Annotated in this window: 15 protein-coding genes; 4 read left to right on the top strand and 11 right to left on the bottom strand. The window is 46.9% G+C overall.

The genetic code is table 11. The features are described from left to right. Positions 1-206: 206 nt before the first annotated feature. The 3 genes from MHI38_RS21895 to MHI38_RS21885 are packed head-to-tail and all read right to left on the bottom strand — an operon-like array spanning position 207 to position 4,829. Entirely contained in the window at positions 207-1,412 is a 1,206-nt protein-coding gene (locus tag MHI38_RS21895) for a substrate-binding domain-containing protein (protein ID WP_154959805.1), read from the bottom strand. After that, positions 1,399-3,222, bottom strand: coding sequence for a cache domain-containing sensor histidine kinase (locus MHI38_RS21890; protein ID WP_445667218.1), 1,824 nt, complete (start codon positions 3,220-3,222; stop codon positions 1,399-1,401). The genes MHI38_RS21895 and MHI38_RS21890 overlap by 14 nt, the downstream gene beginning before the upstream one ends. Further along, a complete protein-coding gene (locus tag MHI38_RS21885) occupies positions 3,219-4,829 on the bottom strand; it encodes a response regulator (RefSeq protein ID WP_341181670.1) in 1,611 nt (536 codons plus the stop codon). The genes MHI38_RS21890 and MHI38_RS21885 overlap by 4 nt, the downstream gene beginning before the upstream one ends. Positions 4,830-5,198: 369 nt before the next feature. Here MHI38_RS21885 and MHI38_RS21880 point away from each other — a divergent pair, with 369 nt between their 5' ends. Beyond that, positions 5,199-5,399 carry a cold-shock protein gene (locus MHI38_RS21880; protein WP_090917732.1) on the top strand — a complete coding sequence of 67 codons (201 nt, stop codon included), beginning with the start codon at positions 5,199-5,201 and terminating at the stop codon, positions 5,397-5,399. Positions 5,400-5,883: 484 nt separating this feature from the next. Here the strand turns inward: MHI38_RS21880 and MHI38_RS21875 are convergent, their stop codons facing one another. The 4 genes from MHI38_RS21875 to MHI38_RS21860 all read right to left on the bottom strand — a co-directional run bounded on the left by MHI38_RS21875 (position 5,884) and on the right by MHI38_RS21860 (position 10,263). Then, positions 5,884-6,621, bottom strand: coding sequence for a response regulator (locus tag MHI38_RS21875; RefSeq protein WP_154890706.1), 738 nt, complete (start codon positions 6,619-6,621; stop codon positions 5,884-5,886). Continuing rightward, positions 6,618-7,832, bottom strand: a complete 1,215-nt coding sequence (locus tag MHI38_RS21870; RefSeq protein WP_221790725.1) for a sensor histidine kinase — start codon at positions 7,830-7,832, stop codon at positions 6,618-6,620. Before MHI38_RS21870 ends, MHI38_RS21875 begins: the two co-directional genes overlap by 4 nt. A 124-nt stretch (positions 7,833-7,956) precedes the next feature. Beyond that, on the bottom strand, positions 7,957-8,427 hold the full coding sequence (locus tag MHI38_RS21865) for a hypothetical protein (protein ID WP_221790723.1): 471 nt from the start codon (positions 8,425-8,427) through the stop codon (positions 7,957-7,959). A gap of 147 nt (positions 8,428-8,574) precedes the next feature. Further along, positions 8,575-10,263, bottom strand: coding sequence for a methyl-accepting chemotaxis protein (locus tag MHI38_RS21860; protein WP_154890703.1), 1,689 nt, complete (start codon positions 10,261-10,263; stop codon positions 8,575-8,577). 612 nt (positions 10,264-10,875) lie between these two features. Between MHI38_RS21860 and MHI38_RS21855 the strand changes: the two genes are divergently transcribed. Further along, entirely contained in the window at positions 10,876-12,645 is a 1,770-nt protein-coding gene (locus MHI38_RS21855) for a methyl-accepting chemotaxis protein (RefSeq protein WP_154890702.1), read from the top strand. A gap of 433 nt (positions 12,646-13,078) precedes the next feature. On the opposite strand, the gene MHI38_RS21850 is transcribed toward MHI38_RS21855, so the two are convergent. The 3 genes from MHI38_RS21850 to MHI38_RS21845 all read right to left on the bottom strand — a co-directional run bounded on the left by MHI38_RS21850 (position 13,079) and on the right by MHI38_RS21845 (position 15,746). After that, positions 13,079-13,651, bottom strand: a complete 573-nt coding sequence (locus MHI38_RS21850) for a hypothetical protein (RefSeq protein ID WP_154890701.1) — start codon at positions 13,649-13,651, stop codon at positions 13,079-13,081. A 247-nt stretch (positions 13,652-13,898) separates the two neighbouring features. Further along, positions 13,899-13,982: a putative holin-like toxin gene (locus MHI38_RS28800; protein WP_353056751.1), complete on the bottom strand. Its 84-nt coding sequence runs from the start codon at positions 13,980-13,982 to the stop codon at positions 13,899-13,901. A 186-nt stretch (positions 13,983-14,168) separates the two neighbouring features. Beyond that, positions 14,169-15,746, bottom strand: a complete 1,578-nt coding sequence (locus MHI38_RS21845; RefSeq protein WP_154890700.1) for a hypothetical protein — start codon at positions 15,744-15,746, stop codon at positions 14,169-14,171. 530 nt (positions 15,747-16,276) lie between these two features. Here MHI38_RS21845 and MHI38_RS21840 point away from each other — a divergent pair. Both MHI38_RS21840 and MHI38_RS21835 read left to right on the top strand, forming a co-directional pair. Beyond that, a complete protein-coding gene (locus MHI38_RS21840) occupies positions 16,277-16,855 on the top strand; it encodes a TetR/AcrR family transcriptional regulator (RefSeq protein ID WP_154890699.1) in 579 nt (192 codons plus the stop codon). 76 nt (positions 16,856-16,931) lie between these two features. Further along, positions 16,932-19,118, top strand: coding sequence for a YhgE/Pip family protein (locus tag MHI38_RS21835; RefSeq protein ID WP_154890698.1), 2,187 nt, complete (start codon positions 16,932-16,934; stop codon positions 19,116-19,118). Positions 19,119-19,337: 219 nt separating this feature from the next. Here the strand turns inward: MHI38_RS21835 and MHI38_RS21830 are convergent, their stop codons facing one another. Beyond that, complete coding sequence (locus tag MHI38_RS21830) at positions 19,338-19,709, bottom strand: hypothetical protein (RefSeq protein WP_154890697.1); 372 nt, start codon at positions 19,707-19,709, stop codon at positions 19,338-19,340. Between the last annotated feature and the right edge of the window lie 508 nt (positions 19,710-20,217).

Raw genomic sequence — 20,217 nt, 5'->3', positions numbered from 1 at the left:
GAGTAGCGGTTATCCCCAGATTTTTTCGATTCCCTTTTTCATAGGGAAAAATCAGGTGATAAGCATATGCTTCCGATGTAGCTTTCTTTCAGAAAGCTTTTAGGCGAGCGCTTCGCTTTTCCAGTTTTTTTCTGTCCTCTCCGTTAATGTGTAAAATAAACAGTTCAACTTATATAGCAAATTCACATGAATCAGGAGAATTATATTCATTGAACAAACGGAAATAAGAGCTTTTGATTATCCATCCAGAACATATTGTCTGTGCTAACGACCTTGGTTTCCAGGATGACCCTTGTCTGAACATGCTCCCGCTTCAGTTTGGCAAGTGCCTGATTAAGCCCCAGGTAGCCAGCACTGTACCCATTCTGCACAATCAATCGTTGAAAAACGCCTTCCTGCAACTGTTCTAACTGCTGTTGCTCGCTGCCGAACCCAACAATGCTGATCTGCCTTCCATCCTTGCGACGATGCAGTTCATCTGCCGCTCCGAGCGATGCCGGCTCTTGCAGGGCAATGATTCCGGTCAGCTCATGCTGATCCAGTAGTTGCTTGACTGTTTGCCAGCACGCATCCCTGTTGTTGCATACGGATTTGGGAATGAGGTTGATGCCCGGGTATTGCTGCAACGCTTCCTCAATCCCTTGTTCCCTCAGAACCAGGCCTGCGCTTAGCGGATCCGGGCCTACTAAAGCAATAAGGCCATGGCCTTCCAGTAATTCAGCCATGGCCTGCCCGGCTTGACGTCCTGCCTCAAGATTATCCATGGAGATGACACTGGTAATGCCTTTGACGGGGAACTCATCGTTCAACACAATAACAGGTACGATACCTCCATCTGTTCTCACCGTCTCTGCCTCCCGAATGATTTCGCCAAGAACATCTTTACTTAACGGATCAACCAGCAGTGCGGTTGCCCCTTGTTTCAATGCGAGTTCAGCTGCCTGGACCTGGGCTTGTTCACGCTCACTGCGGGTATAATCCCGATTTGCCGTGGCTGGTGTTGCTACAGGTGGCGGACTTATTGCATAGTCCGCATTAGTTGAGGTGTGTGAAGCGGAGTCCACGGGATACGCTTCAACGGTGATGAGCTGTGCGCCGCGCTCTTTGGCGGCTGCCTCAGCTCCCAGGCGGATCGCTTCGGCGAGCTCCCCCGTGCCCGCAGGCGTAATCAGCGCTATGCGCTGTGGCGACGCCGGTTGATCCGCTCCTGCCATGCCGCAGGCGGCACAGATTAACAGGCAGCAGGCTGCAGCTGCCTGGCACAAGGCTTTGAATAGCCATAATCCCGGGGAACCGGGAAGAGTGGCCTGGCTTTTTTTTGCCAATACACGCCGTGTGCTCTTGTTCTGGTTATTGATCTTGCTGCTGGTTTCACCAGTGGTTTTGCTACTGATTGGGCTATCGTCCATCATTCATCCCGTCCTCCTTCTGTTCCTCCTGAACAGGAATCCGAATCCATACCGTAGTGCCTTCCTCCAGCTCACTTGCAAATTCCAGACCATATCCCTCACCATAGTAGTGCCTGATGCGATCATGCACATTGCGTACAGCGACACCGGAACCCGCTCCGCTCTTCACTACCGGACGGCCGTTGAGCAATCCCGCCATCTGTTCCTCCGACATGCCTACACCGTTATCTGTAATGCGAAATACCAGAATCTGCTCTTCACGTTGCACATGCACCTCGATACTTCCCTCGTCCATGTGATACTCGATACCGTGCACGATGGCGTTTTCAATGAGCGGCTGTAGAATGAGCTTCAGTGTCAGGCAGTCCAGCACCTGCTCATCCGCATGAATATTGAAAGTAAACTTGTGTTTGAAACGCATCTGCTGAATGGTCAGGTAATGACGGGCGTGCTCCAATTCTTCGCGGACGGTAATGATCGTTTTACCTTGGCTGAGACTGATGCGAAATAATCGGGAGAGTGACGTAATCATCGTGATTACTTCATCATTACGGCTCATGCCCACCATGCGTACAACCGAATTCAGCGTATTATACAGAAAATGCGGATTAATCTGAGCTTGCAGCGCCTCCAGCTCCAGACGGCGTTTCTGCTCCTGTTCATGAATGATCTCATCCATGAGGTTACGGATTTTGTTCACCATCAGGTTGAACCTACGCGCCAGGCGCTCGACCTCAAGCGGTCCCGTTATGGGCAGCTCCACGTTGAAATCCCCTCGTTCCACCGCCTTCATCTTTCTCTCCATCAACCGGATTGGACGTGTCAGACTCGAAGAGAGAAACAGGGATACCACAATGACAAGCACCAGCACAACAACCAGCACACGAATCAGGTATCCGTTCACTTCCTGACGTGTTGTCATGATTTCATCCAGATACGCCACACCAACAATTTTCCAACCGATATTGGCCACCGATTTGACGGTATTCAGCCTTTTCTGCCCATCCGCCTCATCTTCGTAACTCCCCGTAGCCACGAGAGCCTGCTCAATGTTTTCTTTTTTCAGTCCCATATACATGAGTTGCTGCTGTGGATGATACACAATATTGCCAGCACTCTCATCAATAATATAGACGTAACCCCGTTGCCCCAGGCTGACCCGGCTGCTCAGTTCGTCCATTTGTTTAAAATTGATATCGACCAGCAGGATCACTTGCTTCTCCTGACCTTGCTGTTTGATGGTGATGCCCTTGCTCATGGAAACGACCCATTGGTAAGGTCCAGCGTACATATTTTGAATATGAGGCAAGGAGAAACTTAGATGATTAGGTACACGTAGGGCCGATTGAAACCATCCTTGTTGAGTGACGTGAGCACTGCGCTTCAGTTCGGCAGCCGGCCTGTTCTTGAGCAACTGTCCGTCCGCGTCGAGCAGTGTAATGGAGATGATATCTTCCCGGCTGCTGAGCAATGTATCCAGCTGTTTGTCCACCTGTTCCCCTTCCCATGTACCGTCCCGTAGCATATGTTCCTCAATGGCACGATACAGATGGGACATGCTGTGCACGTAATCCTCCAGGTTATAACTGACCTGATCCACGATCTGTCTGGTCGACAGTTCTGCACTGCGCTCCGCAGCCTGGGTGAATTTGTCATGCAGTAATATCGCCATAATGGTGAGTACCAGCACAATGAAGATGGAGAAAGACCACGTAATAATGGAACGAATGCTGCTGACCTTGGACGAACGAACAACCAAGCGGAGCTTCATCACAATAGACTTAATTCGTGCGGTTAACCTGCTCCAGCTCATTGAGGGGAACCTTCAGGGGTCGTAGTCGCCTGTTTACGATACTCTTTGGGCGAGACGCCAGTATGCTTTTTAAAACAAAAGCTAAAATAATTCGGCTCGGCAAAGCCCACCTTCTCGGCTATCTCAAACGACTTCAGCTCCGTGGAGCGAAGCAGTCCCCTGGCTTCATCCATTCGAATCTGCATCAGATATTGCAGGAAGGTAAGCTGTACTTCTTTTTTGAAAATGCTGCAAAAATAACCGGAGCTGATATGTAGATGTGCGCATACCTTCTGAATGGACAGATCCGGATCGGCATAATGTTTCTTCGTAAACGTGAGCGCCTGCTCCACAATATCTTTGTATACATGCTGACGCCCGCTGGATATCCGCTGTTGTACAAGCAGACAGACTTCACTCACCTTATGCTGTGCCTCGGACAGACCCGGAAGTCGGAACAGATCCGTATACAGCTGGAATCCGGCACCGAATATATCCTCCATCTCTTCACCCGAAGCCTGTGCGGCCTTCCAAACGGTAGTTAATACTTCGATCAAATACAACTGAATATCACTGCGCCCGTGGTCCACCGTAATTTCCCGGAAAATGAGCTGTAGCCCTTGCTCCAGCTCTGCCTGCGTTCCCGCCTTCAAACAGCGGGTCAATGTCTGTTGTTTCAATTCATCAAAACGTAGCTTGCCTGCGGCCTGCCGCTCCACGTCCCCAATGTAGATCAAGGAATCCGTCCCTGGCACAAGTCGGTAATCCAGCGCCAGCAAGGCATCCTCATAGGCATGTTTCACATCGGGAAGGGTGTTCACAAGCCTGCTCGATCCAATCGTTACAGGCATACGCAAATAGTGACGGATGCTTCGTACTACATTTTCCAGTGCATGCTGTTGCGGGTTTCCCGCCTTCCCTTCTATTCCGTCCAGCGGTTCCACGTAGAGCAATACAACCGTCTCTTGGTGCATAAAGGCATAGCCTGCCTTGTGATCTGCCCACACCTCTGCCGCAATATTCAGCGCTGCAAACAGCTTCAATTCTGGATCTTCGGTCGGATGCAATGTAAGGATCGATACGCCATAACGTTTACCTCCCAGTTCCAGTCCGCACTGGCTTGCCCGACTTAATATATATGCTGATGATTTCTGGCGATGTAACAACGTTGCAATCAAATCTGCCTGTAATAAAGGCAAACTGGTGCGATAGTGTTCTCGTAGCTGCTGTACGTCTTCACGTTCCGCAATCTCTGCCTCCATCTGGGCGCGCAATCTGGTGAGCAGTTCGGTAAGATGTCCAGCCGAGAAGGGCTTCAACAAATATTCATCCACACTAAGCGATACCGCCTGCCGAGCGTAATCAAATTCATCATATCCCGTTAAAATAACGACCTTCACTAGTGGATTTCGCTCTCTTAATCTTCGTGCCAGCTCCAATCCATCCATAAACGGCATGCTGATGTCAGTAATCACGATGTCGGGTTCTATCCTCTCTGCCATCTCCAGAGCCTCACGGCCATTCTCGGCCAGACCCACAATGCGTAGATCCAGTGCCTCCCAATCCACCTCGACAACCAACCCTTCACGAACATCTTCCTCATCATCCACGAGCAGAACCCGGTACATGATATGCTTCCTCCCTTTTTCTCTAACGAACGAATATGCACGGTCTTTAACCGATATCATAAAGCGCAAGGTTTCCAACATAATATACAATAAAATTCAATTCATGTAATCGCTTTCTTTTTGGTGAGAAAATATGATCTACCGATGAATCATTTTATCCCGTCTGGCAAGGGATTTCGCTTCTATGGGCGCTCTTTTTTTTAGAAAATACATTCAAAAATTGACTTATATTGGTACGCGTGTTATGATGATATAGGTCGATACATTAGTGGACAGAACGTCTACGGTCTAACCACCGAATGAGCATTAATTATTGAATGCAGCTCATACCAATGGTCGTACAAAACTTATTATTTTTGGAGGAATCACATGCAAACAGGTACAGTAAAATGGTTCAACGCAGACAAAGGATTTGGCTTCATCGAAACTGAAGAAGGAACAGACGTATTCGTTCACTTCAGCGCCATTCAAGGTGATGGTTACAAAACGTTAGACGAAGGTCAACGTGTAGAGTTCGAAGTAACTCAAGGTAACCGTGGTCCACAAGCGGAGAACGTTACTAAACTGTAATTGATACGAGGGCTGCCTCCGGCAGCCCTTTATTTATGCCCACCGACACTTACTTTTTGTTGTTTGTTAATACCAATTCCTATATAAGTTTGGATTTTCTGTTTATACAATAACGGAGAGGACAGAAAGGTTATTCTGTCATCGGAGTATCCGTATAAGCACCTTCCTTACACTTATATCCATCACAGAAAAGAGGTTTTTATTCCAACAGATCATTATAAATCCAATGAACACGTTGTATTTTCCACGGTTGACGACATCATTAACTTCTACTCGCCTCAGCAAACGAGCACTGAACGTACCGAAGCTCACTCACGTCCTGCGCGTGCGGCTGATCCATCCAAACACACGGATCACACGAATTACAAGGCCGAACGTTAACCACGAAAAGACAGCAACCTATCCGACAAAAGCAGAAGGCCCTGAACCGCTTGAACGGTACAGGGCCTATTTCTATTTTATTTGTAGTCCTACATCTGTATGCTTATTTTACATAACCGTTTCGAATTGCAAAAACCACTGCCTGCGTGCGATCCTCCACCTGAATTTTCTGCAAAATGCGATGCACATGCGTCTTTACGGTGCTCTCGCCAATGAACAACTTTCGGGCAATCTCTTCATTCCTTAGACCGTAAGCCATCTGTTGTAACACTTCAAGTTCACGTCCCGTGAAGGCATCTGCGAGCGATGCGAGCTCTCTCGTTTCCTGTCCGAAGGTTGAATTCACAGCTTCTTTGGCTTCTTTGGCTTCTTTGGCTTTTTTTTCATCCTGGGCCGGTGTTCCGGGTGACCGTACTGCTATTCCGATCACCTTCGCGGCAACAGCGGTTCTGTAGATCGCTTCACCGCGATAAGCCGCCCTGACCGCATCAATCAGTTCTTCCGGCGCGGCGTCCTTCAGCAGATAACCTACGGCCCCGGCACGTATTCCCTGATATACATAATCTTCTTGATCAAACGTCGTTAAGATGACGACCTTGCATTCGGGCTGCAAATCCAGTAAAGCCTGTGTGGCTTCCAGTCCGTCCCCGTCCTCCATCTGCACATCCATAAACACGACGTGGGGGTTTAACTCTGCCGCAAGCCTCACCGCCTCATGTCCACTCCCTGCCTCACCAACCACTTCCATATCTTGCTGGGCATTAATAATAAAACGCAACCCATGCCTGACCAGATGCTGGTCATCCACTAGAAGCACACGAATGGTTGATTTCTCTGTCATAGCTCACCACCTCCTGAAGTCGATTTTATGCCACCATGCGGAATGCAGACAGTCAGCTTCATCCCGTGCGGATGGATCGCTTCGATGGTCATGGATCCTCCAACCCTCTCACACCTTGCTTTCATACTGGATAAACCAAAACCAGGTACAAGCAGTTGTTGCTGGATGAATACGCCGTTATCCTCTACCTGCATGAACAGATCCTCTTCCTGTTCCTTGATATGTACGCTTACTTGGGTAGCTTGGGCATGACGAATAATGTTCGATAACGCCTCCTGTAGAATCCGGTACAGTAGTTCGGACGTCTCCTGTGACCATGCTTCCTTTGGCCCAGCGTAGCGCAGTTCAATGGAACAATCGGTTAGCTTCTGTACTTCACTGACCAGACTGTTCAGCGCAACCAGCCCAAGCCCAGCTTCGCTGCTCCCCATCTGATGAGCCACCGTCCGCACTTCCTGCAAGCTATGCCGCACCACATCCAGCACGGTGCCAATGGCTTTATCCGCTTCAGTCGCGTCCACCTTCATCATATATGGAATAGCTTGAAGTTGCACAATAGCCGATGTCAGACGATTCCCGATACTATCGTGCAAATCCATCGATATTCGTCCCCGCTCTTCAAGCACCGCATAGTGCATTAAACGCACGGTTGCCCGCTCCAGTTCTTCATGCGTATGCTGAAGCTCATCATGTGCCTGGCTCAATTCGTCATGTACAGCCTGTAATTCGGCATAATGACGCTCGCTCTCTCTCCTGCTCTCCCGTTTGATCCATGCTCCCCAGCAGAAAATGTACGTAACAATATAAGCCATCGTATATAACCAAATCAGATGTAACTCCACTCCGGCAGCATACAATAATAGCCCGTTACCCACGAGAATGATTAACCCCAGCCACCAGGAACGGAATACAGGCAGATTCAACGCAGCATATCCGATGAGATAAAAGGTAAGCTCAAAAATACGATACTCTGCATGGAACAATGCCGCATAGAGAAGCGTAGCCGCCCAGGTTAAACCAATCATGATCGTACGAATCCGATCTTTTTTTAGCCAGTTCGGTGTCCAGACCAGTACAAAGTAAGGTAAACGGATAACGAGACCTGCACACAAACCGAGCCAGGTGAATGATTCCATTGGGCTGACCAGATTATACAGTAGCAACAGACTGAGAATCATATCCCCTGTGTGATCAGCTATAAATTTTCGCATGTTATCCAACGTGACCATTTGATTCTGCATAAGTTTCCCTTTCGCATCACTTTGGATCCAGCGAGCCTGATCAGATGACTCCTCGTAAGGATTCCAGTTTAATTTCTTGACTATACGTTGAAAACTATACCTTGGCAGCTTGCATGTGACGAACCCGATAATAAATGATAAACCGACGAGCAGCAATACTTCCGAGCGGTATAAATAGCAATGCACTGCTCAGAGCAACCACACTGTGATGTACATCCAGTGTACTGATGTAATGCTTAACCAGCATAATGATGATAAGTACAATAGCTGTGCCCATGGAACCTTTAGACATCACTTTGCCAGTCAACGCATCCACCCGCAACCGTTCCATCCAGGCACGCCACAAGCCTATACCGCAACCAATGACCAGAAACATAATATAAAAAAGCAACGTCAGCCCTGTAAGAGGTACTTGAGATATATTGAAAAAGATTACAACCGCAACAATCACAGGCAGCATCCACATGCGATCAAGCTTAACCTCTTTTTCCCTCATCGATAACAATACAATAATCAAACCTGTAATCACCATATTCAACATCTTACATTCCTCACTTTCTTTCATATTACGTCTCTTCTTACCGCTCCATCTAGGAACAGTATAACCAGCCCAAAGTAAATAAAAGTCCACCCGCAGGTGGACTTGATGCAATTTCACTTCAATCTGTAGGTGGATCGTGTTGAAAGATTATGGAGAAGCCTAGGCTACATGTTATATCTTAAAAGGTTTCAGGGATGCTTGCAGTTCAGCCGAAACGTCAGACAGCATCGCTGCGGACTCCTTGATCTGCTCCACAGATTTGAGTTGCTCTTGTGCAGACCCGGCGGCATGTTGAGAATTGGTGCTGGCCGTCTGTGCATGACGTGCAATCTCGTTCACCGATGCCACAATCTGCTCTACACCTGCCGACATCTCTTCACTGGTCGCCGCCATATCTTCGATCTCTGTTGCAATGCGCAGGTTCGTATCCCGAATCTGGGTAAAGCTCTGTTCGGTTTCTTTTGTAAGTCGCAAACCCTCGCTTACTTCTTGCTTCACTTTGGCCATCGCTGCCAAGGAATGCAACATGTCCTGTTCCATCGCTCCGACAAGCGCTTCAATCTGGCTCGACGATTGTCCAGCCTGTTCAGCCAGCTTCCGCACTTCGGTAGATACCACGGCAAAACCTCTACCTTGCTCTCCCGCTCTTGCCGCCTCGATGGAAGCATTAAGCGCGAGCAGATTCGTCTGGCCTGCAATCTCATGAATAGCAGATACCATCTGACCGATCTGAGCAGACTTCTCCTCCAGCATACGAATCACTTCATCCGTCGCACTGACGGAAGCTTCAATGGCTGCCATCTGTTCCACCGTTAGCTGTACCGCTTGTCCTCCAGTGTCCGCTTGCTCCCGTGAGTACACTGCGGCATCTGCAATGCTGGAAGCTCTATCTGCTATACGCTGTACGCCGATAGCCACCTCTTCCATCGCTTGCAGATTCTCTTCCGTACTTACAGTCTGACTTACGGCCCCTCGGGCGACCTGTTCCACAGAGACAGCAATCTGTTCTGACACACTTGCGGTCTGTTCCGCAATCTGTAGCAGCAATCCCGTGGAATGACCTGCTTTATCCGCTGCGTCCAGCCCGCCTTGAATAATGCCCTGCAAGCTACTTCTCATTTCATTGTAACCTGCACCTAGCATACCAATCTCATCTCTAACATGATCGACCACTGGCTGTGTGAAGTCTCCCGTTCCTGCACGTTTAATGGCAAGAGATACCCGGTTAATTCTGGCTCTCACCCTCCGGACGTACCAAACAATCAATACAATGGCAATCAACATCGCAATACCAACGACGATCAAAAAGGTTCGAAGAAACGAAGAGATAATCACATCAATTAATGATTGAGAAGCACCCACATAGAAAATACCGATGATCTCTCCTGATGCGTTTTTAATGGGTTCATAAGCAGTTTGAGTCTTCTGTCCGACAACAACAGCTTCCCCGAAATACTTTTCACCCTTCTGCAAAACAGTCTGTGCCACCTGTTCGGACACTTTCGTGCCTATGGCGCGTTTCCCGTCAACCATTACATTCGTAGCGATTCGCTCATCTCCGCGAAAAAGGGTCACGGTATCCCCTGACGCGTTGCCGATTTCGTCCACCAGATCAAAATTTTCTTCCAGCAATGCATCGCCTTTGTACAACTGCCCATCTTTAATGGCCCAGTCTCCCGGGTATTTGTATGACAAAATGTGATTCGCCATCTCGAGGTCCCGTTTCGCCTTTTCGGTAGCGAAGGTCTTAATGCCATTTCGCATCTCCATCACAACGCTGACCGCTACGGCCGAGGAGAACAAAATGAAAATACCGATCACGATCAAACTGATTTTAGTACCAATACTCATGCTACGCATGTGTGTGAGCCATCCTTTTCACGAATAAATTGTCTTGATCTCTGGCAGATTGGGTTCTGCTTAGAGATTTCACATATAGACTTATCGGTGTGGGTATACACATTTTTTATAACCTGACTGTGACCTTTATCACATTTTTTTCTGAAATATTAACTAGTCGTTTACGCATTCTCCGTAATTGTGTCAAAAGATGCATGGGGCTGGGAGATTAGCAGTGATGATTCCATGCCACATGTCCTAAAAGTGCAGATAACTCTTTGTTTAGAAAATAAAATTTTCGTAATTCAAATCAGGAGAGAACACTCATAACAATATGACACTTCTTACGTAAAATACGAAGATAATCCAAAAGTTCCAGTCCATAAGTCCTATTTTGTTTGAAAAATCTAACATTAATATGTCGAAATAACGATATAACTGAGGAGTAGAACTTACCTGGAGTTCATATACGTGAAGAACAAACACAATATAATTAGCAACTATAGTCTTCTTATCTGTAACGACATTGAAAATCTCATCGTAATTGGAGATGTCTATCCATCATGAAAGCAATGCAACACTAGCGTATACGACGTCCAGGTGAAGTCCTTTTTAATTTTACAGGAGGAGTGAATGACCTTGTTTAAAAAGCTTCGCTGGAGCACCATTCCATTTTTCGCCAAAAATCTGATCATTTCATTCGGGAGCATCGCTCTGATTGGAATTATTCTGATCACCGCAGCTTATCAGTTGCAAAAAAGTATATTAATCAAGCAATTGCAAGATCAAGCCGAGATTACGACCTTGAAATGGTCTCAGGATCTGGACACAAGTCAGGTTGAACAGGCCACATCCGAGAAGAGTTATTCCGATACATATCAGAGTAAGCTTAAGGAATATCTAGATTCCATCCACACCTTTAATCCCAATATCGCGCAAGCTTACATTTTCGGTTCACAGCTGGATCAAGAAAAGAGTGCTCCGATTTATGCGATTCCAACCAGTCTGGTTGAACCGTTTGAGAAAGATAAGTATCTGCCCGGTACAAACTATCCGTTATCTCCTCAGATTGAGCATGGTCTCGATGATATGAATGCAACCGGCGCACCTGCGTTTAGTGATTTTTATACCGATGATTTCGGAACATGGACAACACTGATGTATCCAATCAAAAAGGCTGACGGCTCCATCTACGCAGCACTGTACTTTGATGTTGATGCAAGTGCCGTTCCCAATGGGCTGAATAAATTACTGTTGTACGGACTGATGTATCTGGTCGGTTTCCTGATTCTGTTCATGGTACTGCAATTTATTATGCTGAAGAAAACCATGCGCCCGATTCGTGACCTCATGCAAGGCATTGAGGAAGTAAGCACAGGTAATCTGAACGTTACGATTCGGACAGGACGAGATGATCTCGGAGTCATTAACGACAAGTTCAATGAGATGATCGAGCGTTTCAACACGACTCTGTTCAAGGTAAAAAATACATCTCGTCATCTCTCGAATTCGTCGAAAGAACTACTGGATATTTCGGCGAAAAACAACGATAATATTCAATCGATCAGCACCAACATCCGTGAAATCTCAACTGGTCTCGTCTCTCAGGACAAAGCAACTGTAGAAAGTGCACGCGCTATGACCGAGATGTCTACCGTAGTACAGAACATTGCCGGAAGCTCGGCTGAAGTTGCCGATGAAGCGCTCAGCATGGAGCAACGCTCGAACAACGGACATGAAATTATGCAACAGGTTATCGACCAGATGGGCCTGATCTCAAGTGCGGTCCAGAACACTTATGCGTCGATTCAATCTCTAGAGAACCGTTCCAATGAGATCAGTAGCATTGTCGGAATCATTACGGATATCGCTGGACAGACCAACCTGCTCGCCCTGAATGCTTCCATCGAAGCGGCACGCGTTGGGGAGGAAGGCCGAGGCTTCGCAGTCGTGGCTGGAGAAGTACGTAAACTGGCTGAGCAGTCCCAAGAATCTGCAACCCAGATTCGTGTGTTGATCGATGAGATTCAGCGAGATATCGGACAATCGGCAGACGCAATGGAACGGGGTTCGGAAGAAGTACAAAAAGGCCTCAACGTTACACGGAAAACGGGAGTTTTCTTCGAAGATATCTTGACCGCTACCAACAAAGTAGCGAACCAGATTCAGGATATCTCCAGCTCCACCGAGGAAATCTCGGCAAGCACACAAGAAATGTCCGCAACGGCAGACGAACTGTCTGCAAGTGTCAGCAAAGCAGCAAGTAGCAGCAAACTCATCGAGAACTCCATCGCCGAACAGGAAACTTCCATGGCTGCCATCGTCAGCGCATCCGACGAATTAGCTGAAGTATCCGAGCAATTGCAAGAACTCATCTCGTTCTTTAAGGTAAAAGAAGCGTAAGCTGAGAAGTTTGGCTTGGCAGGCATACCGCGGAGGAGAGAAGTACAGATTATGCGGTCGTTGTGAATTGTATTGCATAAGAACCCGCAGAAATTGTGAGGAATTGCAGGCAATCACCAAGTACTGATCATAGGCGGTATGCGCCATAGAAGTACCATCAACCAAGGCATGAGTGTTTGTGCACTCATGCCTTGGTTTTTTAGCTTGCTCTGATTGATGTTAATTCTAACGATCTCAGGAGACGCTATTTGCCTGATTTTTTGCTTCATAGAATTCTAACGATCACCAGAAACCTTATTTGTTCCAAACACCTTGTTTTCCGACGTTTTCTGCTGTATTTCTTCCAAATAACATCTGTGGTGATCGTTAAAATTGGAAAAGGTCATAAACTGACCAAATAAGCTCTCCTATGATCGTTAGCACTCGTCCGAGACTAATTCACCGCATCAGCTATGCGGCTCAGGCCGGCCCTAACTTCGTCCACGCTTCGGTAAGCTCCCGCAATTTTAACCAGCTTCCATCTATTTTGCTGCTTCAAATAGTGTAACGTCACCGCGCTGGGCATCAGGCATACTCGCTCATCACCCATTTCGAACCATTCCAGCTGCATTCCCAAATTTGCCGCAAATTGTTGAATACGTTCTACTGTCTCCATTGCAGCTAATTTAGAAGTAACTAAAGTAGACTCTACTGAACCTGAATCTGACTCTACATCTATTTCTGTCGCTACTCCTACGCTGTTCCCTACTTCGGCCCAAACATCCACACTATCAAACAAGTACGTCCCGTCCATCTGGAATGTCATATTCACCGTGTATCCTTCGTAATCAAAGCTAATTACTTCGAGTTTTTCCGCTTCCACACTCCACACTTCATCCGCCTGTGCTCTAACCTTCTCCAATGTGATCTGAACATCTGCTGGTAAACACTGCGGCAACTTTCCCTTTTGCACATACTCTTCCAAAGAGGTCGCGCCGATAAGTGACTTGGTTTGCTCGTTATTCATCGTTATTGTCAGCACCTTTCTGAGTCTCTATCAATATTGTACTATTGCGCTTCGTTATTAAAGTTAAAGAATAAAAATATGTATACATCGGTTGTATGTCGCATGAATGTTTAATAAAATGAAAGTAAGGAAAAATAAGAGTAGCCAAGCCAATGGCTACTCCTGTACAGCATTTGCGATGGATAATCCTCCAAGTGTGCTTCGTAAGGTGAAGAAATAACCCGCTAGGCCTCCAACCTATGGCGGGTTATTTCTTTTTTCGATCAATGTATGTCAGGAGCGCAATAATTAACGTTGCGAACATGATTACATCTGAAAAAGAGAAATTCATAGACACCACAAATTGGCTGTACATTTTAAATTATCCCAGTGTGTAGGTGCTCAGACGAGCATCTTTTTTTTATTTTTTAACAACTTACTTAAGTTCACATATTTCAATCGACGAACTCCAAACAGAGACGCTCGGTCAGGTGCAATATCCTGTCTAGGCGCCTTGTTTTATGGTGTAGCTCTTTTATTACAGGTATCCTTTGGACTTCCAATATCGCTTCGCAAAGGATTCAACAGCATAGGGCAATTCCCCATCCAGCAAATCCTGATTCGCTTGCATCAGCTCTTTGCGTCCTCGTTCCAGCAATTGAACGGCATGTAGTAATTTAGGACCACCTACATAATGAAGTTCAAGCAACAATGGCTCTTCCTCATCCTCTTGCTCCTGAGCCGAGTATTCAATTAACACAATTTCCGTGCCGTCCGTATGCCGGTGTAGCGTATAGAAGTATTTCTCGACCTTCGTCTCCCCTTGTGTATCCGTATACTCTCTACCAATACGCAGCATAGCTGGCTGGGGAACATCATTATACATTTGACCTGCTTGTCGAAATGCAAAGTAGAAGTCTCCAATCCACAACCCATGCCGGTCATCATCATAATAATCGTCATACGGCTCCGCGATAGGCAACGCTAATAAATCACGAATACGTTGCGGCGAAATCAAGGTGCGTACATACTGGTAATTCGATACAGACTGTAACAAGGTATCCCATCCACGGTTGCTTAACTGCTGAATATCCGAAGGTGAGTCTTCCGTAAATACGCTCCATTCGGAGTTCTCACTGTTCACATAACGATATGCGCCTGAGATCATCCAGACAGGAGTGCCCGCTTGCTCAGCAAGTTCATTAAGAGAGCCTGAAGCTTGGCCTGCTGGCTCTATTTTGAGCAACAATGCACAGCCTTGGTCGTCTTGAAAATACAGACTCCGGAAATAGCCTTCCGTATACTCATCCCCGTAGACAGAACCTCGGCAAAACTGTCCATCCACCCAAAACTCATAGCTGTTCAGCAACTCACCCTGCTCTCTTACAGGTAATAATGAAGGGTGAGTAAGACGCTCAATGTTCTCAGCGGTGAACTTATGATTTTCGAACCAATCCGGTACATCTGGCGCTAGTTCTGCGGCATAAATATACTCTCGTTTAATGATAGGCTGTCCCTGCTGTAACCTCTTTATCATCTCTTCTCGCCATGGAAACGGCTCTTCTGTATCTTCGTCAATTACACACTCAGGAACAAATAACTCCAGCATGTCAAAGCCTTGCCATGGTCCGAGATCCTCCCACTCTTCAAGCTGACGCTTCACTTTCCGCTGTCCTTGGATCTGAATTCTATATTGCTCTGTACTTACTAGCAGCCCACCTTCTACGTTGCCTCTCACCGTCAATTCTCCATGGTTGTAATCTCCCCAGAACATATCCTCCACATAAAGATTACCTGTAATATATATTTCCTGCCCTCCAACGAGCATATAAGGCGTTGTAAGATCACCAAGCACAACCAGGTTAGAAGCAGCCGCGTCCGATCCTGTGTTTCCAATATAACGATCAACGATCAGATTTCCCTCCACCATAATTAAAAAAGGCCCCTCATCCAGCAACAGCTCATTGATATGAAGATCACCCGAATGCAGCCATACTTCCTCGGCATCAAATTCACCATCATGTGCTTCATTCTGTGTATACATCCAGCTCTCGTGAGGCAACCTCGTTTTGATATCGGCAAAAGTAACCTCTTGACCTATGTGATGTATGGACATGTCCTGACACTCCTCATCGGTAGATATATGGATAACATCTTCAAAACTTCTAATCTCGAGTGAGTAGCCGATTGCTCATTTTGATACCGACTCCCCCCCTATGATTTCAATCCACACACTCCATACGGAGTGAGACAGCGAAAAACACATATAGTACGTTCGTACACATCACAAAACTACGTTTTTTCACTACTATTCTATGTGTTCCCGCCTGCGAATTCAATCTTTTTCCAGCATATTGTTGCCAAAAGGCATCAAAATGCCCTATTTTCACTACTTTCAAGGTGCGAATCCCCCGGGGTTTTCATGTGAGCTTCACATTCGCACCTTACTCTACTCTCCCAACTTCTCCCCACCCCATCATCACAACGTTCACTTCCCAAACTATGACATAGATCACATCCAACCCCATACACAAGTGCTACATTAGATAACGACCAACTGACCAAAACAGTAAACTGGTCAATTGTAATTTGTGTTTTACCCTCTTCACCCATTACACACGTCAGACCCCAAGGAGGTGCATAGCCGTGAAAACGATAGATCGAAGGCAACAGGTGATGGACTCTGCCGAGAAATCCTTTGCCCTGTTTGGCTACAAAGCCACAACGATGGAGCAAGTGGCGAGACTGGCCAATGTGGGCAAAGGAACGATCTATACCTTTTTCGAGAACAAAGAAGAATTGTTTGATGAGATCCTGCGCTCGATTATTGCAGACATGAAACGGATTACGGAGCAGACGGTGAAGGAAGAAAACTCTTTTCTGGATAACGTGCATCAGAGTATGGACTCGTTGCTAGAATATCGGGAGGAGCACGAGCTGCTGATCAAGCTTTTCCAAGAGGTCAACGATTTCGGAACACCCCAAGCGAGAGAGGGTCTGCAAAAAGTAGAGAAGGCCATTCTCGAATATCTCGAGCGTCAGGTTAGTCGGGCCATGGAGTTACAGCAGATTCGGAGCGACGATCCCAAGCTGGTCTCGTTTGTGCTACTGAAGTTATACGTCAGCCTAACATCCGATTGGAATAAAGCGCATCCTACCCTGCACAAGGATCAGATCAAAGCGTTTGTAGGTCTTTTTCTCAAAAATGGATTATCCCCCAACTAGAGAGACGCCCGCAGACGCACACATACCATACTAAATAGAGAAACAAGGGATAAGCGTAAGATAGGGAGAGAACATCATGAAATCATTTCGTGTATTTGGGCAGGATCTGAAATCCGCCTTTAAGAAACCAAAAGTATTTATTCCAATTCTCGTGGTGCTGTTCATTCCCGTGTTATATAGCGGACTGTTCCTGAACGCCTTCTGGGACCCATATGGCAAAATGAATGAATTACCTGTCGCCGTGGTCAACACGGATCGGGGTGCAGTTTACAATGACAAATCGCTTGAAGTCGGTCAGAATCTGGTCGATGAGCTGAAAAAAAGCGATGATTTCAACTGGCAGTTCGTCACCCGCGACCAGGCAGAACAAGGCATGAAGGACAACAAATTTTACATGACCATTGTCATTCCGGAGGACTTTTCCTCCAAAGCAACCACCCTGATGGATGAGCATCCGGCTCCGGCAGAATTGATTTACGAGCCCAACGAAGGGTACAACTTCCTTGCGGGTCAGATCGGTGGTACGGCGGTGAAACAGATTCGCTCCAAAGTCTCTGCCAAAGTCACTGAATCATATACCGAAACCCTGCTGGATAAGGTCGAGAAAATCTCGGACGGTTTGGCGGATGCCGGAGATGGCGCAGGTAAAATCCATGATGGAGCAAGCAAACTGGACGAAGGGGCGGCTACGTTAAAAGAAAACCTGGCGAAACTGGCTGACGGTGCAGGCAAGCTGCAAACCGGCGCCGTTTCGTTAAAAGAAGGCACAGCCACCCTCGCCAAAGGCACAGGTGATCTTCACTCCGGCGCGAGCACATTATCCAGTGGTCTCGCACAATTAGCTGCCGCCGGCACCAAGCTGGGTGACGGCGCAACGCAGGCTGCAGCTGGCAGTAAACAGCTGCATGCCGGTATCCAAGCTGCGCAAGAAGGCGCGTCCAAACTGGACGCCGGACTCGCAGCTACCGAACAAGGCAGTGCCAAGCTGACCGCCGGACTGCAAACTTCCGTGGAAGGTAGCGGCAAAGTCAGCGAAGGCGCCAAAACGGTCGCCCAAGGTCTGGCTCAATTAGCAAAGTCCAGTCCCGAACTGGCAGCCAGCCCCGCTGTTCAACAGTTACTCGCGGCTAGTCAGGCCGTTGCCGCTGGCAGTGAGCAGGTATATCAAGGTGGACAGCAACTCGTTGCCGGAAGTCAGCAACTGCAAGCTGCACAGCAACAATTGCATCAAGGCAGTAGCCAGTTGGTTCAAGGTGAAGAACAGCTGGTACAAGGCGCTGCACAGTTATCCGGCGGACAAGAAAAGCTCAGTGCCGGACTCAACCAATTCAATGCCAAATTAAACGAAGCCGCAGCTGGCAGTGCCAAATTGGCAACAGGATCAGAGCAACTGAATACTGGTGCAAGTAAGCTGTTGTCTGGAGTAAGCCAGCTGGAGGGCGGAGTTTCCACCCTTACGGACGGTTCTCATAAGCTGGCTGATGGTGCTGGTAAGCTACAAGAAGGCACGATCAAGTTAACGGACGGTTCCGGTGAACTCGCCACCAAATTAAACGATGCTGCGCAACAAACGAGCAGTGTCAAAAAGACCGATGAACTGGTCACGATGTATGCCGAACCTGTTCATGTCGATGAACACAAATTAAACGAAGTGCCCAACTACGGCACAGGTTTTTCGCCCTATTTTCTATCACTCGGATTATTTGTCGGTGCGTTGATTGCAACGCTGGTTGTGCCAACACGTGGCAGCAGTGTAAGTGACGCAAGTGGCTGGAATCGATTTGTCAGCAAAACCCTTGCCTTCACCATTATGAGTGGCGTTCAATCTTTGCTCGCTTCCGGGCTGGTGTTATACGGACTTGGCCTGAAGGTACAGAGTGTGCCGTTATTCCTTTTGTTCAGCTTTGTGACGAGTCTGAGCTTCATGTACATCATTCAGGCATTGGTCACTTGGCTGGAAAATCCGGGACGATTCATTGCCATCCTGCTGCTCATCTTCCAACTCACCACCAGCGCGGGAACGTTCCCACTGGAACTCATTCCAAACTGGCTGAAAGTGTTCAACCCGTGGCTACCAATGACGTACTCCGTAACGGGATACAAAGCGGTCATCTCCAGCGGACAATTCGGCGTTGCCTGGGATCAGATCGGCATTCTGTGCATCTTCGCTGTTCTCGGTCTGGTCGGTACATTGACGTATTTCCTGAAACATCGCACGGTAGAAAACGAAAGTCTTGGTAGTGAAGCTGTGCTTCAAGCTTAGATAAGATATTCAGCTTTGGTATAAAACTTAGCTATCATGTTGGATTTAATATAAATATCAACACAAACGGTTATAGAAATGTAAAAGGCATATCCTTTATGTCAGACTAGCTGTGATGCAGCGAGTTGGGACAATGGATATGCCTTTTTGAATTTGTTTTTATAATAAAATAACCTTTGCCGGCTTCATGTTATAAGCAAAAAGATTCTATACTTATCGTCAGGCTCTCACAACATGTTCTTCAACAAACGCTAGAAACTCTGCTTGCAAGGAGCCGAGAGTAAGCATTTTTTTGATGATGCTAAACCGATAATGAATACCATGAGACTGAAATGACCATATCGACGCCAACGAAACCCCGGATTTGAGTCGCTGTTGCTCCAGATCTGAAAGTGGTATTCGAACCATTTGAACAACTTTGGAAGAAAATAAATTGAGGAACAAAATTTTAAGCACGTCATGATTGATCAGCAATATAGCTCGAGATGTCGTTGAGGAAATCGCTTGTGACGTAACATAACAGGCCAGCATATCTGCTTCTTTGTAAGGTTCGCTTAGTCGATTTATTAATTTTCTAGTAATAAGTAGCATATTGATCGTACTCCTAATATGTAAAATACACCCGCAGTCAAAACTATAACACTAAAGACTGCATCAACCAACTGGCATAGTTTTATCAAAAATAGTGGTGCGTGTCTCTTGGAAAGATCGTATGAACTCGAGGTTTCTCTCACCTATATTATCTATGGGGAAAGTTTCGTTTTAAATGCACACTAGTGTGGGCGATCTCCGGTTTCCAGATTCTAACGATCACCAGCGACACTATTCAGCCTATTTTAGGCATTTATAAAATCTAACGATCACAAGAAAGCTTATTTACTTGATGTACAGTGATCTACGCTACATTTTGAGGGTTTCAGCCCAAATAACGCTTGTGGTGATCGTTAGAATTCCAAAGGTCGCCGAAACGACAAAATAAGCTTCTCTGTGATCGTTAGCGTGTTGGTTGTAAGCGAAGCCGAGAAAATCAGATTTCAATCCACGCACTCCATACGGAGTGCGACAGCGAAAAAACACGTAATAAAAGCATAGATTGTAT

The sequence above is a fragment of the Paenibacillus sp. FSL K6-1558 genome (assembly GCF_038002565.1).
Classification (GTDB): domain Bacteria; phylum Bacillota; class Bacilli; order Paenibacillales; family Paenibacillaceae; genus Paenibacillus; species Paenibacillus polysaccharolyticus.
This window is presented reverse-complemented; position numbering and strand designations above follow the sequence as displayed.

Coding starts and splice junctions, on each gene's coding strand:
- MHI38_RS21845 (WP_154890700.1), bottom strand. CDS start 15,746: ATGTCCATACATCACATAGGTCAAGAGGTTACTTTTGCCGATATCAAA.
- MHI38_RS21895 (WP_154959805.1), bottom strand. CDS start 1,412: ATGATGGACGATAGCCCAATCAGTAGCAAAACCACTGGTGAAACCAGC.
- MHI38_RS21890 (WP_445667218.1), bottom strand. CDS start 3,222: ATGAGCTGGAGCAGGTTAACCGCACGAATTAAGTCTATTGTGATGAAG.
- MHI38_RS21870 (WP_221790725.1), bottom strand. CDS start 7,832: ATGCGAAAATTTATAGCTGATCACACAGGGGATATGATTCTCAGTCTG.
- MHI38_RS21885 (WP_341181670.1), bottom strand. CDS start 4,829: ATGTACCGGGTTCTGCTCGTGGATGATGAGGAAGATGTTCGTGAAGGG.
- MHI38_RS21835 (WP_154890698.1), top strand. CDS start 16,932: ATGAAATCATTTCGTGTATTTGGGCAGGATCTGAAATCCGCCTTTAAG.
- MHI38_RS21855 (WP_154890702.1), top strand. CDS start 10,876: ATGACCTTGTTTAAAAAGCTTCGCTGGAGCACCATTCCATTTTTCGCC.
- MHI38_RS21865 (WP_221790723.1), bottom strand. CDS start 8,427: ATGAAAGAAAGTGAGGAATGTAAGATGTTGAATATGGTGATTACAGGT.
- MHI38_RS21850 (WP_154890701.1), bottom strand. CDS start 13,651: ATGAATAACGAGCAAACCAAGTCACTTATCGGCGCGACCTCTTTGGAA.
- MHI38_RS21860 (WP_154890703.1), bottom strand. CDS start 10,263: ATGCGTAGCATGAGTATTGGTACTAAAATCAGTTTGATCGTGATCGGT.
- MHI38_RS28800 (WP_353056751.1), bottom strand. CDS start 13,982: ATGAATTTCTCTTTTTCAGATGTAATCATGTTCGCAACGTTAATTATT.
- MHI38_RS21830 (WP_154890697.1), bottom strand. CDS start 19,709: ATGCTACTTATTACTAGAAAATTAATAAATCGACTAAGCGAACCTTAC.
- MHI38_RS21880 (WP_090917732.1), top strand. CDS start 5,199: ATGCAAACAGGTACAGTAAAATGGTTCAACGCAGACAAAGGATTTGGC.
- MHI38_RS21875 (WP_154890706.1), bottom strand. CDS start 6,621: ATGACAGAGAAATCAACCATTCGTGTGCTTCTAGTGGATGACCAGCAT.